This window comes from Enterobacter cloacae complex sp. 394F7 (assembly GCF_057320385.1).
In genome coordinates, this window is the sequence record NZ_JBXWCS010000002.1 from 277,462 (window position 1) to 292,643 (window position 15,182).

General features: G+C 53.0%; 17 protein-coding genes and 1 pseudogene. 7 read left to right on the plus strand and 11 right to left on the minus strand.

Annotation, left to right across the window (positions count from 1 at the left end; all coding sequences use genetic code 11):
- Positions 1-4: 4 nt before the first annotated feature.
- Together yoaE and AC2FAK_RS03775 are read right to left on the minus strand one after the other, a co-directional pair.
- Complete coding sequence (yoaE, locus tag AC2FAK_RS03770; protein ID WP_013096133.1) at positions 5-1,564, minus strand: CNNM family cation transport protein YoaE; 1,560 nt, start codon at positions 1,562-1,564, stop codon at positions 5-7.
- Positions 1,552-1,761: a protein YoaL gene (locus tag AC2FAK_RS03775; protein ID WP_071843273.1), complete on the minus strand. Its 210-nt coding sequence runs from the start codon at positions 1,759-1,761 to the stop codon at positions 1,552-1,554. Before AC2FAK_RS03775 ends, yoaE begins: the two co-directional genes overlap by 13 nt.
- A gap of 264 nt (positions 1,762-2,025) precedes the next feature.
- Between AC2FAK_RS03775 and manX the strand changes: the two genes are divergently transcribed.
- The 5 genes from manX (at position 2,026) to mntP (ending at position 6,180) form a co-directional block, all read left to right on the plus strand.
- Positions 2,026-2,991, plus strand: coding sequence for a PTS mannose transporter subunit IIAB (gene manX / locus AC2FAK_RS03780; protein ID WP_029882299.1), 966 nt, complete (start codon positions 2,026-2,028; stop codon positions 2,989-2,991).
- Between the two features lie 47 nt (positions 2,992-3,038).
- The gene (gene manY / locus AC2FAK_RS03785; protein WP_003859914.1) at positions 3,039-3,839 is read left to right on the plus strand and encodes a PTS mannose transporter subunit IIC; all 801 of its coding nucleotides are present in this window, start codon (positions 3,039-3,041) and stop codon (positions 3,837-3,839) included.
- 12 nt (positions 3,840-3,851) lie between these two features.
- Positions 3,852-4,703, plus strand: coding sequence for a PTS mannose transporter subunit IID (locus AC2FAK_RS03790; RefSeq protein WP_006175979.1), 852 nt, complete (start codon positions 3,852-3,854; stop codon positions 4,701-4,703).
- 54 nt (positions 4,704-4,757) lie between these two features.
- Positions 4,758-5,216, plus strand: coding sequence for a DUF986 family protein (locus AC2FAK_RS03795; protein WP_013096131.1), 459 nt, complete (start codon positions 4,758-4,760; stop codon positions 5,214-5,216).
- A 397-nt stretch (positions 5,217-5,613) separates the two neighbouring features.
- Positions 5,614-6,180 carry a manganese efflux pump MntP gene (gene mntP, locus AC2FAK_RS03800; RefSeq protein WP_013096130.1) on the plus strand — a complete coding sequence of 189 codons (567 nt, stop codon included), beginning with the start codon at positions 5,614-5,616 and terminating at the stop codon, positions 6,178-6,180.
- Here the strand turns inward: mntP and rlmA are convergent.
- From rlmA to mgrB, 7 genes and pseudogenes are all read right to left on the minus strand, one after another.
- Entirely contained in the window at positions 6,177-6,992 is an 816-nt protein-coding gene (rlmA, locus tag AC2FAK_RS03805; RefSeq protein WP_047023051.1) for a 23S rRNA (guanine(745)-N(1))-methyltransferase, read from the minus strand. The two genes, mntP and rlmA, sit on opposite strands and share 4 nt — an antisense overlap.
- Positions 6,993-7,059: 67 nt before the next feature.
- Positions 7,060-8,766, minus strand: a complete 1,707-nt coding sequence (ftsI, locus tag AC2FAK_RS03810; protein WP_072200481.1) for a peptidoglycan glycosyltransferase FtsI — start codon at positions 8,764-8,766, stop codon at positions 7,060-7,062.
- A gap of 230 nt (positions 8,767-8,996) precedes the next feature.
- Positions 8,997-9,206 (minus strand): transcription antiterminator/RNA stability regulator CspE, encoded by a 210-nt coding sequence (gene cspE / locus AC2FAK_RS03815; RefSeq protein WP_001062678.1) that lies wholly within the window; start codon positions 9,204-9,206, stop codon positions 8,997-8,999.
- A 12-nt stretch (positions 9,207-9,218) separates the two neighbouring features.
- Positions 9,219-9,363, minus strand: a pseudogene (locus tag AC2FAK_RS03820) (DUF2627 domain-containing protein).
- A 525-nt stretch (positions 9,364-9,888) separates the two neighbouring features.
- On the minus strand, positions 9,889-10,878 hold the full coding sequence (locus AC2FAK_RS03825) for an MBL fold metallo-hydrolase (protein WP_075203482.1): 990 nt from the start codon (positions 10,876-10,878) through the stop codon (positions 9,889-9,891).
- Between the two features lie 23 nt (positions 10,879-10,901).
- Positions 10,902-11,192 (minus strand): YebO family protein, encoded by a 291-nt coding sequence (locus tag AC2FAK_RS03830; protein WP_023620462.1) that lies wholly within the window; start codon positions 11,190-11,192, stop codon positions 10,902-10,904.
- A 74-nt stretch (positions 11,193-11,266) separates the two neighbouring features.
- A complete protein-coding gene (gene mgrB / locus AC2FAK_RS03835; RefSeq protein WP_013096124.1) occupies positions 11,267-11,410 on the minus strand; it encodes a PhoP/PhoQ regulatory lipoprotein MgrB in 144 nt (47 codons plus the stop codon).
- 159 nt (positions 11,411-11,569) lie between these two features.
- Between mgrB and AC2FAK_RS03840 the strand changes: the two genes are divergently transcribed.
- A complete protein-coding gene (locus tag AC2FAK_RS03840; protein ID WP_013096123.1) occupies positions 11,570-11,809 on the plus strand; it encodes a YobH family protein in 240 nt (79 codons plus the stop codon).
- Positions 11,810-11,876: 67 nt separating this feature from the next.
- On the opposite strand, the gene kdgR is transcribed toward AC2FAK_RS03840, so the two are convergent.
- Positions 11,877-12,668, minus strand: a complete 792-nt coding sequence (gene kdgR, locus AC2FAK_RS03845) for a DNA-binding transcriptional regulator KdgR (protein ID WP_013096122.1) — start codon at positions 12,666-12,668, stop codon at positions 11,877-11,879.
- 178 nt (positions 12,669-12,846) lie between these two features.
- Between kdgR and AC2FAK_RS03850 the strand changes: the two genes are divergently transcribed.
- Positions 12,847-14,220, plus strand: coding sequence for an MFS transporter (locus AC2FAK_RS03850; protein ID WP_047023054.1), 1,374 nt, complete (start codon positions 12,847-12,849; stop codon positions 14,218-14,220).
- Positions 14,221-14,269: 49 nt separating this feature from the next.
- Here AC2FAK_RS03850 and htpX read toward each other — a convergent pair whose 3' ends face one another.
- Positions 14,270-15,151: a protease HtpX gene (gene htpX, locus AC2FAK_RS03855; RefSeq protein WP_013096120.1), complete on the minus strand. Its 882-nt coding sequence runs from the start codon at positions 15,149-15,151 to the stop codon at positions 14,270-14,272.
- Between the last annotated feature and the right edge of the window lie 31 nt (positions 15,152-15,182).

The window sequence follows — 15,182 nt, forward strand, 5'->3', positions numbered from 1 at the left end:
AGCGTTACTCATCTTCGTCGTGCACGGATTGCTCTTTAACAATACGCACCATATCAACGCGATAGTCGTTGGCTTCAACAATGGTAATGCTCAACGGGGGCAGTTCGATCACATCCCCCACGCGCGGGATCTGCCCGTTCACGGCGATGACCAGACCGGCCACAGTGGCAATGTCTTCTTCATCGTTGACCACGTTTTCCAGCCCCAGCGTATGCGAAAGCGCGTGCAGGTCAGTGGTACCTTTCACCAGCCAGCCTTCACCATCAGCCACGATTTCCGGTGTTTCGTCCTCATCCGGGAATTCACCGGCAATGGCTTCAAGCACGTCCAGCGGCGTGACCAGCCCCTGCACCACACCGAACTCGTTGGTGACAATCACGAAGCTGCCGCGGGCACGGCGCAGAACGCCAAGCAGGTTGATGGGGTCCAGCGTTTCCGGTACCACGATAGCCGGTGAGGCGGCGGCGATGGCTTCGACGTCAACGCCCTCTTCCAGCGCGACCAGCATCTCTTTGGCACGCACGACACCGATGATCTCATCCAGCTCACCACGACACACCGGGAACAGGCTGTGTGGCGAAGAGAGCAGCTGCTGACGAATTTCATCAACGCTCAACCGGGAATCTACCCAGCTGATCTCGCCGCGCGGGGTCATGATGCCGCGCAGTGAACGGGAGGCCAGGGAGAGAACGCCGTTAATCATATAACGCTCTTCTTCCACAAACGCCCCTTCCGGCACCGGAACCGGGTTACGGTTCTCGGTGTCACTCTGCACATTCACCTGACGGCGACCGCCCATCAGGCGCAGGATGGCATCCGCGGTGCGGGCACGCAGCGGCTGATTGGACTGCTGCTTAATAAAGTTACGGCGTGCAATCTGGTTAAACAGTTCGATCAGGATCGAGAAGCCAATCGCGGCATACAGATAACCTTTCGGAATATGGAAACCGAAACCTTCCGCAACGAGGCTCAGACCGATCATCAGCAGGAAGCTCAGACACAGCACCACGACCGTCGGATGTTGGTTCACAAAGCGGGTCAGCGGTTTAGACGCCAGCAGCATAACCGCCATGGCGATAACCACAGCCGCCATCATCACCGGGAGATGGTTCACCATACCCACCGCTGTGATCACCGCATCAAGCGAGAAGACAGCATCCAGCACCACGATCTGCAGCACCACAACCCAGAAGCTGGCATAGCCTTTGCCATGACCATCGTCGTGCTGACGGTTCTCCAGCCGCTCGTGCAGTTCCGTCGTTGCTTTAAAGAGCAGGAATATCCCCCCGAGCAGCATGATCAAATCGCGGCCAGAGAAGGTGAAATCCATGACGGTAAAGAGCGGTTTTGTCAGGGTGACCATCCACGAGATCACGGACAGCAGCGCCAGACGCATAACCAGCGCCAGCGAGAGGCCGATCAGACGCGCTTTATCACGCTGTTTTGGCGGCAGTTTGTCCGCGAGGATGGCAATAAACACCAGGTTATCAATGCCGAGAACGATCTCCAGCACCACCAGCGTGAGCAATCCCACCCAGATTGACGGGTCCATTAAGAATTCCATGACAAGCTCCTGCTAAAGGAATGACGAAACGGTGCCCCACTCAATGTGGGCAAAACAGCGGTAAACAGAGTCGATACGTGGCGAGGATCGCCGGTGAAAAAGGCGCGAAGTGGCCTGATAGATGACTGACGTCGGTGACGGTCCATATAGTGGGCTGTAGCCCTATACTCCTGATCAATTAAACGGAGGCTAAACATATCAGAGACATTACGTTTTTAGCAAAGATTTACGTTCCTTTGCAAAAACGTGAAAAGGCAGAATTTGTGTTGAGTAATTTCTGATTTTCGAAACCTAAATTACGGATCTTCATCACATAAATTATTTTTTCACTATCTAAAATAATTCGCGTAAGTCTGAGCTTTTTTAACTCTAACCCTTATCTGAATCGATTCGGTTCGCCAATACGATTCTCAGTACGTCTGCCTGGCAGAGGTATTAATGATAATAAAAGGAGGTAGCAAGTGACCATTGCTATTGTCATAGGCACACATGGTTGGGCTGCAGAGCAGCTACTCAAAACAGCAGAGATGCTGTTGGGCGAGCAGGAAAACGTCGGCTGGATCGATTTCGTTCCCGGTGAAAACGCCGAGACGCTGATTGAGAAATACACGGCTCAACTGTCGAAGCTGGATACCAGCAAAGGCGTGCTGTTTCTCGTTGATACATGGGGCGGCAGCCCGTTCAACGCTGCCAGCCGCATTGTCGTCGATAAAGAGCACTATGAAGTTGTCGCCGGGGTCAATATCCCGATGCTGGTGGAAACCTTCATGGCACGCGACGACAATCCGGCTTTTGATGAGCTGGTTGCCCTGGCGGTCGAAACCGGTCGCGAAGGCGTGAAAGCGCTGAAGGCACAGCCGGTTGAGAAACCCGTACCGGCGGCTGCCGCGGCACCGAAAGCCGCTGCCCCCGCAAAACCGATGGGCCCGAACGATTATATGGTGATTGGCCTTGCGCGCATCGATGACCGTTTAATTCACGGCCAGGTGGCAACGCGCTGGACCAAAGAGACCAACGTTCAACGTATTATCGTGGTCAGCGACGAAGTGGCCGCCGACACGGTGCGTAAAACCCTCCTCACCCAGGTTGCTCCTCCGGGCGTTACCGCGCACGTGGTGGATGTCGCCAAGATGATCCGCGTCTATAACAACCCGAAATATGCCGGTGAACGTGTGATGCTTCTGTTCACTAACCCGACAGACGTCGAGCGCATTGTTGAAGGCGGCGTGAAAATCACCTCCGTGAACATTGGTGGTATGGCTTTCCGTCAGGGCAAAACGCAGGTCAACAACGCGATTTCAGTCGATGCGAAAGATATCGAGGCATTTAACAAGTTGAATGCTCGCGGTATTGAACTGGAAGCCCGTAAGGTTTCCACGGACCCGAAACTGAAAATGATGGATTTGATCGGCAAAGTTGGGAAATAAGCCCGCGCCGGTTTTTCACATAAAGATTATGCAATAGGAGAAGTACAATGGAGATTACCACTCTTCAGATTGTGCTGGTGTTCATCGTCGCGTGTATTGCGGGTATGGAATCCGTACTTGATGAATTTCAGTTCCACCGCCCTCTGGTGGCCTGTACGTTGATTGGCGCCGTTCTCGGTGATATGAAAACCGGTATCATCATCGGTGGTACCCTGGAAATGATCGCCCTTGGCTGGATGAACATCGGTGCGGCGGTTGCGCCCGATGCCGCGCTGGCGTCCATTATTTCAACCGTGTTGGTCATTGCCGGTCATCAAAGCATCGGTGCCGGTATCGCTCTGGCAATTCCGCTGGCCGCCGCAGGCCAGGTACTGACCATTATCGTTCGTACTATCACCGTGGCTTTCCAGCACGCGGCGGATAAGGCGGCCGAAAACGGCAACCTCACGGCGCTCTCCTGGATCCACGTCTCGTCCCTGTTCCTGCAGGCGATGCGTATCGCTATTCCGGCCGTTATCGTCGCTATCTCCGTAGGGACCAGCGAAGTTCAGGGCATGCTCAACGCCATCCCTGAAGTGGTCACCAGCGGTCTGAACATCGCCGGTGGTATGATCGTGGTGGTTGGTTATGCGATGGTCATCAACATGATGCGCGCAGGCTACCTGATGCCATTCTTCTACCTGGGCTTCGTAACCGCGGCGTTCACCAACTTCAACCTGGTTGCTCTCGGTGTGATTGGTGCGGTAATGGCAATTCTCTACATCCAGCTCAGCCCGAAATATAACCGCGTTGCGGGCGCCCCAGCGCAGGCTGCTGGTAATAACGATCTCGATAACGAACTGGACTAACAGGTGAGCGAAATGGTTGATATGACTAAAACTACCCCTGAGAAGAAACTCACTCCGGGTGATATTCGTGGCGTGTTCATCCGTTCTAACCTGTTTCAGGGTTCATGGAACTTCGAACGTATGCAGGCCCTGGGCTTCTGCTTCTCCATGGTACCGGCGATCAAACGCCTCTACCCGGAGAACAACGAAGCACGTCGCCAGGCGATTAAGCGTCACCTGGAATTCTTTAACACCCATCCTTACGTAGCGGCACCGGTACTGGGCGTTACCCTGGCGATGGAAGAGCAGCGTGCAAACGGCGCAGAGATCGACGATGGTGCCATCAACGGTATTAAAGTCGGTCTGATGGGTCCGCTGGCAGGCGTAGGTGACCCGATCTTCTGGGGTACCGTTCGTCCGGTCTTTGCAGCGCTGGGCGCGGGTATCGCGATGAGCGGCAGCCTGCTCGGTCCACTGCTGTTTTTCATCCTGTTCAATGCGGTGCGTCTGCTGACCCGTTACTACGGCGTGGCGTACGGTTACCGTAAAGGGGTGGATATCGTTAAAGATATGGGCGGCGGCTTCCTGCAAAAACTGACAGAGGGGGCGTCAATCCTAGGCCTGTTTGTGATGGGGGCGCTGGTTAACAAGTGGACGCACGTGAACATCCCGCTGGTGGTTTCAACCATCACCGGACAGGATGGACAAACCCGTGTGACCACCGTGCAGACCATCCTTGACCAGCTGATGCCTGGCCTGGTGCCGCTGCTGTTGACCTTCGCCTGTATGTGGCTGCTGCGTAAGAAAGTGAACCCGCTGTGGATCATCGTTGGCTTCTTCGTCATCGGTATCGCGGGCTACGCTGTCGGTCTGTTGGGCCTGTAAAGCTTTATGTTATACGCCGGGGGCTTGCCCCCGGTTTTTTTATCTGGAGGATGAATGACTGTCACGGACACCGTACTGGTTTTGTTTATTGTTGCCCTTCTGGCTTACGCGATCTATGACGAGTTCATTATGCCTCGCCGCCACGGCGAGACGCTGCTGACCCTTCCCCTCTTACGCCGTGGACGCATTGATGCGTTTATCTTCGCCGGTCTGGTGGTCATCCTGATTTACAATAACGTGACCAGCCATGGTGCAATATTAACCACATGGTTATTATGTGCGCTGGCATTAATGGCGATTTACCTGTTCTGGATCCGTTCGCCAAAACTCATTTTTAAAAAACACGGATTCTTCTTTGCCAATGTCTGGATAGAATATAACCGCATTAAAGAGATGAATTTATCTGAAGACGGGGTGCTGGTGATGCAATTAGAACAGCGCCGCCTGCTCATTCGGGTCAAAAATATAGATGACCTGGAAAAGATATACAAATTACTCATTAAAACTCAATGAGTTATATTTATAGCATCGGCTATATTCCGTGTTAACGTTGCTCACGAAATATAGCCATAGCTATATTCCATTCTTTTTATCCTTCCTATTTTTTAACGCTATTTTTACGAATAAATCTAAATGAAAATCGTTATCAACAAGATAATAAAATAATACCCCCCGCTGTTGTTGTTTTATATTCTCAAAATATGTTAAGGTTGCGCCCGTCGTTGGGGAGTAGCTAATTTCCTGTACTCAGGAAATGTACGTGTCAACATACTCGTTGAAAAACGTGGCGCGTACGGATCGTTTTCTGCACATCGTTGTGCGACGGTCAGGCGAGACCATAGATACATCAACTGCTGTTTACTGGGGGCAGTGATGTGTCATATGGATATCTCCCGGTCTGGACGCTTGTATGAACATCTCCGCCACCATTCTTCTCGCTTTCGGCATGTCCATGGATGCTTTTGCTGCTTCCATCGGAAAAGGTGCCACACTCCATAAACCAAAATTTTCTGAAGCGCTGCGCACAGGTCTGATTTTCGGTGCTATCGAAACCCTGACGCCGCTTATTGGCTGGGGCCTGGGTATGCTGGCCAGCCAGTTTGTACTGGAGTGGAACCACTGGATTGCGTTTGTGCTGCTGGTGTTTCTCGGCGGACGAATGGTGATTGAAGGATTCCGTGGCAACAGCGATGAAGATGAAGAGCCTCAGCACCGCCACGGTTTCTGGCTGCTGGTCACCACCGCCATTGCCACCAGCCTTGACGCGATGGCCGTCGGTGTTGGTCTGGCCTTCCTGCAGGTGAATATCATTGCCACCGCGCTGGCCATTGGTTGCGCCACACTGATTATGTCCACCCTGGGCATGATGGTTGGCCGTTTTATCGGCCCGCTGCTGGGTAAGCGAGCCGAGATCCTGGGCGGGATCGTGTTAATCGGTATTGGTGCCCAGATACTCTGGGCACACTTCGCGGGTTAACCTTCGCGCTGCCAGCAGTGGATGCTGAAATCCGTCTGGCAGCGAAACGTAGCCTGTGCAGCCAGCGTCTCCCGGACAGCCGGTTTTGCCCGCCAGGCAAACGGCGTCATTTGCAGTAACGCCACGGCTTCATCCCCTGTCAGATCCATCTCATACGCTACGGTTTCTTCCTGCCTGAGCACAAAACCAGCCAGTTGTTCTGAATGGGGAGCATGCAGGCGAACCTCGTCATAAATCAGCCCTTTCAGCTCCATCAGATGACGTGGTCCTGGCGTGACGGTTATCACCCACCCGCCGGGTTTCACCACCCGGGCCAGCTCTTCTGCCTTACAGGGAGCATAAATACGCACAACGGCATCCATGCTGGCATCTTCAAACGGCAGCCGGTGGCTTGAGGCCACGCAGAACATCACCCCCGCGTAGCGTTTTGCCGCTGCGCGAATCGCCGCTTTCGACACGTCCAGACCCGTCGTCTGCGCGCCCTTCCCGGCGGCAATCTCGGCAAACCTTGCGGTGTAATACCCTTCACCACAGCCGATATCCAGCAGAGCGGAGGCACTCTGCGTCAGCGTGTGGTCCAGCAGCTGAGCGACACTCTCTCTTAGCGGCTTGTAATGTCCGGCATCCAGAAAGGCACGTCGCGCCTGCATCATCTCTGCGCTGTCGCCCGGATCGCGGGAGCGTTTATGCTGCACCGGCAGAAGATTCACATACCCCTCTTTCGCCATATCAAACTGATGTCCCTGCGGACACGCATAACTTTTCTCAGAACGCGTCAGGCGCGCGTGACAAAGGGGGCAACTGAAGGGCATGACAACTCCGGGGCATAAATCAAAGGGCGAAGTGTACCGCTATTCGCCCCGTTATAAAACGCCAGGGTTAACGCATGACGATAAGGTGGCCGGAATCAGCCGGCAGGCCATCCGGTTTCACGTTCTCCAGGCGCAGCACATTCCCCATGATCTCACTGAAAACGGGCGCTGAAACGGCACCACCATAATAGGCACCGTTCTGCGGATCGTTTATGACTACCACCAGCGCAAAACGTGGGTCGCTGGCAGGCGCAACGCCTGCGGTATAGGCGACATACTTATCGACGTACTTGCCACTGTCATCAATCTTTTTCGCCGTACCGGTTTTGACCGCCACCCGGTAATCCCGTACGGCGGCCTTCACTCCTCCACCGCCCGGAAGCGCCACGCTTTCCATCATGTGTTCCACTTCATGGGCAATCTTTTCTGGCATGACTCTGTGGCCTATCACCGGCGGGTCGATACGGGTGATCGAGAGCGGGCGCTCAAGCCCATACCCGCCAATGGTGGCGTAGACATGGGCCAGTTGAAGGGGCGTCACCATCAGGCCGTAGCCGAAGGCAAAGGTTGCCCTGTCGAGTTGACTCCAGAATTTACGCTGCGGCAGTAACCCTGAGCTTTCGCCCGTTAAACCCAGCCCGGTATTGGTGCCAAAGCCAAAGTTCCGGTAGGTATCGATAAGATGCTGGATGGGCATCGCCAGAGAGAGACGGGAAACACCGGTGTCGCTCGATTTTTGCAGGATCCCGGTCATCGTCAGTTCCGGGTAGTAACCCACATCACGGATACGGTGACCGTCAAGAGTATACGGATGGGTATCAATGACGCTGTCCGGTTGCACCAGCCCCTGCTGCAATGCCGTCATCAGAACCAGCGGCTTAACGGTGGAGCCGGGTTCGAAGGTATCGCTAATGGCACGATTACGAAAATCGTTTAACGTTGCACCTTCACGGTTGTTTGGGTTGAAATCGGGATAGCTCGCCATGGCGAGTATTTCCCCTGTGGGGATATTGATCAGGACCGATGCACCCGACTCGGCTTTATTCCAGGCAACCGCATTATCAAGCGCGTCCTCGGTGATGGTTTGCAGACGCTCGTCAATGCTCAACTGGATATTATGCGCAGGAACGGGCGCCACTTCGGTCAGGTTTTCCACCACGCGTCCATAGCGGTCCTCCCTCACCTGCCGGACCCCGGCCTTCCCCATCAGCTGCGCGTTGAAGCTCTTCTCTACGCCTTCAATCCCCTGACCATCAATATTGGTAAAACCGATAAGGTTTGCGGCCACATGGCCTGCCGGATAAAAACGCCGGGACTCATCGCGCAAGTTGATGCCTGGCAAATTGAGTTTATCGATCCACTGCGCCTGAGCAGGATCCACCTGACGGGCAAGGTAAATGAAGCGCCCCTGTGGATTGCTGTTAATACGCGATGCCAGCGTGCTGAGGGAGAGATGCAGCGCGCTGGCCAGCGCCTGCCAGCGGTCATCAAACCCTACCCCACCTTTTGCCAGTACCGTTTTGGGGTCGGCCCACACGGCCCTGACGGGCACACTCACCGCCAGCGGACGGCCTTCACGGTCCATGATCATGCCACGCGGTGCATCAATCGCCACCTCACGCAGCGATCGCATATCTTCCTGTTTTACCAGATTGTCAGGTTTAATAATCTGCAGCCAGGCAACGCGTCCCAGTAAAAATGCCAGGCTGCAAAAAATAGCAAAACAGAGCAGAGCAAAACGTGCCGGGGTGAAACTGCCGGCACTCGGTATCATTTTCTTCTTCACCTGAACCCCAGGGCTGTTGAACAACGCCCTGATTTAACGGGAAAAGCCGCTGTGGAGGGGGGAAAACAGTGCTAATAATCTCGTAGCTTTGCAACAAGGTACTAACAGAGACAGGGATGGTAATATTTTGAAAGATAAGGCATATAAAAAAGCCCCGCGTTTGCGAGGCTTTATGTCTGAGATTGAAGTGCTACGCGCTTCAGTCAGCAGCGGTTCGATCAGATAGCAGTTACGTTAACTGCAGCTGGGCCTTTCTGGCCGTCCTGAATTTCGAACTCAACGTTCTGGCCTTCAGCCAGAGTTTTGAAGCCGTTACCCTGGATTGCAGAGAAGTGTACGAACACGTCTTTGCTGCCGTCAGCAGGAGTAATGAAACCAAAACCTTTAGACTCGTTGAACCACTTAACTTGACCTTTAATCTTTGCCATTTGCAAAATTCCTTAGAGTGTTTTCTTAGCCCGCAGGCATTGACTGAGATAAAACTGAGACATTACTGCTTGAGGCACTAATATAAGGTTCGGCAGAGAAGCGGTATTCAACGACAACGTGTTTACTCAGGACTTCTTTACTGAAAATGCCACACATAAACAGAACTGTACCTCGTTTGACCCAAAACGTGTTATCACACACTATGTTTAATATGGCAAGCCATTTTTAAACATGTCTCGATCCGCCGCACAAATTCGAACACAGCCTGTAAGGATTTGCACATTTATGCTTACCGCATACAAACCAGTCCTCGTCCTTATACAGACTCAACGTTGCTTTCACACCCGCTGTAATCAAAGACTTTTTTAACATAGCTCAATCATTACAATGCGTCCAGCAACCCACGAAAGAAAGCCGGAAACAGTGATTGATTTAGAACATTTTGTGAAAAGTTATGCTCAAATCATTGTAACGCAACTGTATTGTTACAAAGAAAATACACAGCTAATAAGCCCAGCGCAACTGGGTTAAAAATCACCAGATAATAAAAACGTTATGCACCAAAATAATGAAATTTTTATGACTCTGCCTCAAAAGAAGGCAAGCAAAACGTTTCGATAAAAATAAAACATTAGATAGTGGCTTTAATAGCAGAATATATGCAACAAATCATCGCTTCGCTTACAAGGATAAATATTCACCAATTTTCAGTATCCTGAAGGAATTATTAACCGGTGCTAAATTAACAAGCGCGTCAGTTAACTCTCTGACAGGTTCATCCAGTGATTCATCCGCCAGTTCAAACACGCCCCAGTGAATGGGAAAGGCTAAGGGACTTCCCAGCTGCTGCCACAGTGCGACGGCAGATTGCGGATCCATATGGTGTACCGCCATGAACCATCTTGGTGCATAGGCGCCAATGGGCAACGCGGCGGCGTCGATCTTGCCCAATCGTTCCGGGATCAAAAGCAGCTCCGGAGAGTAGCCCGTATCGCCGCTAAACCAGAAACGGCGGTGTCGCCCCTCAAAGACCCAGCCACACCACAGAGAGCGATTGCGGTTCCAGAATGTTCGCATGCTCCAGTGCTGTGCCGGAACGGCGGTCAGGGTTATCCCCTGCCAGGTGATACTCTGCCACCAGTCCAGCTCAACGATGCGCCTTGCTCCCCGGCGGCGAAACCACTGTGCAAGTCCTAACGGCACGAAGAAACTGACGTCGGGAAAGCGCTTCAGGATACGGCGAACGGTCGCGTCATCAAGGTGATCGTAATGATTGTGGGAGATAACCACTGCATCAAGCTGCGTGAGTTGTTCCACAGAGAGAGCGGGAGGCGTTCTGCGCAGGGGCCCCAGGAACGGTACGGGAGAGGCGCGTCGGGAAAATACCGGGTCGGTGAGAAGAGTATTGCCGTCCATTTGCAGCAGCATACTCGCATGCCCCAGCCACCATACCCCATCTTCATGAGGTTGATTAAGCGACACGGGCTGCCACCACTGGCGGATAAAGTCGTCATAACCGAGCGCAGGAGGTTTGGGCAAACCGGCTTCTTTACGCGCTTTACGCCAGCGCTCAAGGTCGCCGGGCTGATGCCCAACGGGACAGGTATTCTGAAAACCGTTCGGCGTGTGATGCTTCAGGGAGGCGTCATACCAGGGATTTTTCCAGACCACAACCACCTCCCAGGTCAGAAAGATTAACGCTCTGCCACCAGACGGATAAAATCGTCTTTGTCGTCGCTCTCTTCCGCAGCAGCCTCTTTCGCCGTTTCTTTCTCTTCCGGTTCGTTAGCCTCACACAGACGGCGTAACAGCGCATTCTGACGCTTTTGCTGATCGAGCAGCGCTTCCAGCAGTTCGATCTGCTCGTTCGTCCGGGAGCTCGCACGGTTCACGAAAAACCAGATGACAAGTCCCACCAGCAAAACAACGACAGAAACCATCAGGGATGCCATATTCAGCAGCCCTGAATTCAGTAACTCACCCATTTCACCACCTCAATAAAAACACGCATTTTACCACTGGCGCGAAGGAAGGAAATCACCTTAAGAAAAAATGCCTGTTACCACGGAATAAACTTATTGATTGCGCAAACGCCGCTAAAAAACTGTACATCCTGATCGCACATCACATTGATCGTCTGCGTCCACAACACCACGCATGCAATCAGCACGATAACCAGAATTACCCAGCGTATTTTTTTCACTCCACACTCCGTCTTAACACCTGTTGCATACAGGTTATCACGGTTATCTTAAACAAGGACTAACTGTAACGCCTGTAAGCCCTTTTCAGAATCATGCACTTGTTTCATAGAGTAAACCGTTTAGTCTTGAGGCATGACAACAAAGATAAAGAGGCAATGATGCATTTAATCATTCGAACAATTATTGCACTGGCCGTAGTATGGATTGGCCTTTTATTAACCGGATATGGCGTGCTTGTGGGGAGCACCGAAAACGCTGCTGGATTAGGTATCCAGTGTAAATACCTGACTGCCCAGGGAATGAGCACCGCCCAGTACCTGCATTCTGATAGCGGGATCATCGGGTTAACCAACTGCCCGGTCCTGCGTAAAACTTCCGTCGTCATTGATAACGGTTAATTACCCTTTTTTACGACCGATAAAAAACGCCGCAATGTCTGCGGCGTTTTTTCATGCTGAGAGGGGGTTAAAACGGATACGCGTTATAGCCCATCTGCTCAGAAATCTTACGCGCGGCGGTATGAAGAATAGCAACATACTCATGCAGACGCTCTTCTGAGAAGCGCAGCGTCGGGAAGGAGATACTCAAGCCCGCAATCACCACACCAAAGCGGTCAAATACCGGCACACCAATGCAGCGCAGCCCTTCTTCCTGCTCTTCGTTATCTTCGCCGTAGCCCTGCTCACGTACCTTATCAAGCACCGTCAGCAGTTCGTCCGTGCTGGTGATGGTACGCTGGGTACTGCGTTTGTACTCCACCCCATCCAGAATCTGCTTCACTTCTTCACGGTCACGCCAGGCCAGCAGAACTTTGCCGATAGCCGTGCTGTATAACGGATTGCGACGCCCAATGCGAGAGTACATGCGCAGGTTATACATTGAGTCAATTTTATGGATGTAAACAATGCTGTCTTCATCCAGAGCACCCAGGTGAATGGTTTCTTTGGTCAGACGAGAGAGCTCACGCATCTGGATATCTGCACTACGCACCAGGTCAACGTTTTGCAGCGCACGGGCACCTAATTCGAACAGTTTCAGCGTCAGAGAATATTTTTCAGACTCGCCTTCCTGCGCGACATACCCCAGTGACTTCATGGTTTGCAAAAAGCGATAAACGGTGCTTTTCGACATCATCACACGCTGCGACAATTCTGTAATACCAATTTCACGCTCTTCTCCGAGCGCCTGCAGGATGCCAAACACCTTCAGCACGGAAGAAACAGAATCGGGTTGTTTATCCAAATCTGCAATTGCCATTCATCACCTCATAGAGAGTGTTTTATAAAAATCAGAACCGGTTTTTATTATAAATTCCCGTCATGCCTGCTGCAATCAATCCGCGTTTACTTCGTTACAAATCTGCGACATAAAGCGGTTGTAACAGTGCTAAAATAGTTACCCTGAGAATAATTTCACACTGAGCTATTCATCCCACATGGAAAAAAAACTGTCCGATGGCCTGCCTTTACCCCAGCGGTATGGCGCTATCGCTACGATTATCATCGGTATTTCAATGGCCGTGCTCGACGGCGCGATTGCCAATGTTGCCCTGCCCACCATTGCCAGCGATCTGCATGCCTCACCCGCCAGCTCAATCTGGATTGTTAACGCTTATCAGATAGCGATCGTGATTTCACTGCTCTCGTTTTCGTTTCTGGGCGATATGTTTGGCTACCGGCGGGTGTATCAGTGCGGTCTGGCTGTGTTTACCTTAACCTCCCTGTTCTGCGCCCTCTCTGATTCACTGCATATGCTGACGCTGGCCCGCATTGCGCAGGGTTTTGGCGGCGCGGCGTTGATGAGCGTTAATACCGCGTTGATTCGCTTAATTTATCCTCAGCGCCATTTGGGGCGCGGAATGGGAATAAACTCCTTTATTGTGGCGGTATCCTCGGCCGCCGGGCCCACCATTGCGGCGGCTATACTGTCTGTCGCCTCATGGCAATGGCTGTTCGCCATCAATGTGCCGCTGGGTATGGTGGCCATTTTCTTTGCCTTGCGCTATCTGCCGGGGAACGGCCCCAAAAGCACCATGCCTCGTTTTGATATCGCCAGTGCGGTGATGAATGCGCTGACCTTTGGCCTGCTGATTACGGCTCTGAGCGGCTTTGCGCAGGGTCAATCACTCCTGCTGACCGTCGCAGAGGTTGCTGCTCTGCTGATCATTGGCTACTTCTTTGTTCGCCGCCAGCTCGCTTTGCCTGTGCCGTTACTGCCGGTGGATCTGCTGCGTATTCCACTTTTTTCGCTCTCAATATGCACCTCCATCTGTTCGTTCTGCGCCCAGATGCTCGCCCTCGTCTCTCTGCCCTTTTTCCTGCAGAGCGTAATAGGACGTTCGGAAGTAGAGACTGGACTGCTGCTGACCCCATGGCCGCTGGCAACGATGGTGATGGCACCGCTGGCAGGTTATCTCATAGAGCGCGTGCATGCCGGATTACTGGGCGCGCTGGGGCTGGCGGTCATGGCGGCGGGTCTGTTTGCGCTGGCGCTGCTTCCCTCGCAACCTACGGATCTGGATATTATCTGGCGTATGATCCTCTGCGGTGCCGGTTTTGGCCTGTTCCAGTCGCCGAACAACCACACCATTATCACCTCCGCACCGCGCCACCGCAGTGGAGGAGCCAGTGGCATGTTGGGTACCGCGCGCCTGCTGGGGCAAAGCACCGGTGCGGCGCTGGTCGCCCTGATGTTCAACCTCGCCGGGCAGTATGGTAATCACCTTGCACTCCTCACCGCAGGCGCACTTGCCACCCTTGCCGCGATCGTCAGCGGCCTGCGCGTCACACAGCCAAGCGTACAGGCATAAAAAAGCCGGGCGGAGTTACCTCCGCCCGGCTCAGACTGCATCTTCAGCGTTACTTCAGGTATTCCCCGCTACGCAGCGCTTCAATACGTTTATCCAGCGGCGGGTGAGACATAAACAGCTCGCTCAACGATTTTGATTTACCGTTGATGCAGAATGCCATCATGCTGTTCGCTTCCTGCGGCTCGTAGCTGGTTTTCAGACGCTGCAGGGCAGCAATCATCTTCTCACGACCTACCAGTTTCGCAGAGCCGGCATCCGCGTGGAATTCACGGTGACGGGAGAACCACATGGTGATGATGCTGGCCAGAATGCCGAACACCAGCTCCAGAACCATCGATACCGCGAAGTAGATCAGCGGGTTACCGTTGCTCTCTTCACCTTCATCGCGGTTTCCACCCATAAAGCCAGCGGCAATCTGCGCCAGAATACGGGAAATAAAGATCACAAAGGTGTTCACCACGCCCTGAATCAGCGTCATGGTTACCATGTCACCGTTCGCAATATGGCTGATTTCGTGCGCGATAACCGCTTCGGCTTCGTCACGGCTCATGTTCTGCAGCAGCCCGGTACTTACGGCAACCAGCGACGCATCGCGACGGGCACCCGTAGCAAAGGCATTGATGTCCGGCGCATGGTAAATGGCAACCTGCGGCATGGCGATCCCCGCCTGCTTAGCTTGCTGCGCCACCGTATTCATCAGCCACTGCTCCATATCGTTGCGCGGCTGTTCAATGACCTCACCACCTACCGATTTCAGCGCCATCCACTTCGACATCAGAAGTGAAATAAAAGAGCCACCAAAACCAAACAGCAGCGCCATAATCAACAGACCCTGAACGCTACTCGACTGAATTCCTGTCAGGCTTAGCACCAGCCCGAATACCACCATTACCGCCAGGTTGGTGAGCAGGAAGAGCGCGATTCGCATCATAATTTTCTTTTAACCTCAGTTTAACAAAACG

Bases quoted from the DNA above. Each gene is read 5' to 3' on its own strand.
- yoaE (WP_013096133.1), bottom strand. From the start codon at position 1,564: ATGGAATTCTTAATGGACCCGTCAATCTGGGTGGGATTGCTCACGCTG.
- AC2FAK_RS03775 (WP_071843273.1), bottom strand. From the start codon at position 1,761: ATGTTTAGCCTCCGTTTAATTGATCAGGAGTATAGGGCTACAGCCCAC.
- manY (WP_003859914.1), top strand. From the start codon at position 3,039: ATGGAGATTACCACTCTTCAGATTGTGCTGGTGTTCATCGTCGCGTGT.
- AC2FAK_RS03790 (WP_006175979.1), top strand. From the start codon at position 3,852: ATGGTTGATATGACTAAAACTACCCCTGAGAAGAAACTCACTCCGGGT.
- AC2FAK_RS03795 (WP_013096131.1), top strand. From the start codon at position 4,758: ATGACTGTCACGGACACCGTACTGGTTTTGTTTATTGTTGCCCTTCTG.
- mntP (WP_013096130.1), top strand. From the start codon at position 5,614: ATGAACATCTCCGCCACCATTCTTCTCGCTTTCGGCATGTCCATGGAT.
- rlmA (WP_047023051.1), bottom strand. From the start codon at position 6,992: ATGCCCTTCAGTTGCCCCCTTTGTCACGCGCGCCTGACGCGTTCTGAG.
- ftsI (WP_072200481.1), bottom strand. From the start codon at position 8,766: ATGATACCGAGTGCCGGCAGTTTCACCCCGGCACGTTTTGCTCTGCTC.
- cspE (WP_001062678.1), bottom strand. From the start codon at position 9,206: ATGGCAAAGATTAAAGGTCAAGTTAAGTGGTTCAACGAGTCTAAAGGT.
- AC2FAK_RS03830 (WP_023620462.1), bottom strand. From the start codon at position 11,192: ATGGGTGAGTTACTGAATTCAGGGCTGCTGAATATGGCATCCCTGATG.
- AC2FAK_RS03840 (WP_013096123.1), top strand. From the start codon at position 11,570: ATGCATTTAATCATTCGAACAATTATTGCACTGGCCGTAGTATGGATT.
- kdgR (WP_013096122.1), bottom strand. From the start codon at position 12,668: ATGGCAATTGCAGATTTGGATAAACAACCCGATTCTGTTTCTTCCGTG.
- AC2FAK_RS03850 (WP_047023054.1), top strand. From the start codon at position 12,847: ATGGAAAAAAAACTGTCCGATGGCCTGCCTTTACCCCAGCGGTATGGC.
- htpX (WP_013096120.1), bottom strand. From the start codon at position 15,151: ATGATGCGAATCGCGCTCTTCCTGCTCACCAACCTGGCGGTAATGGTG.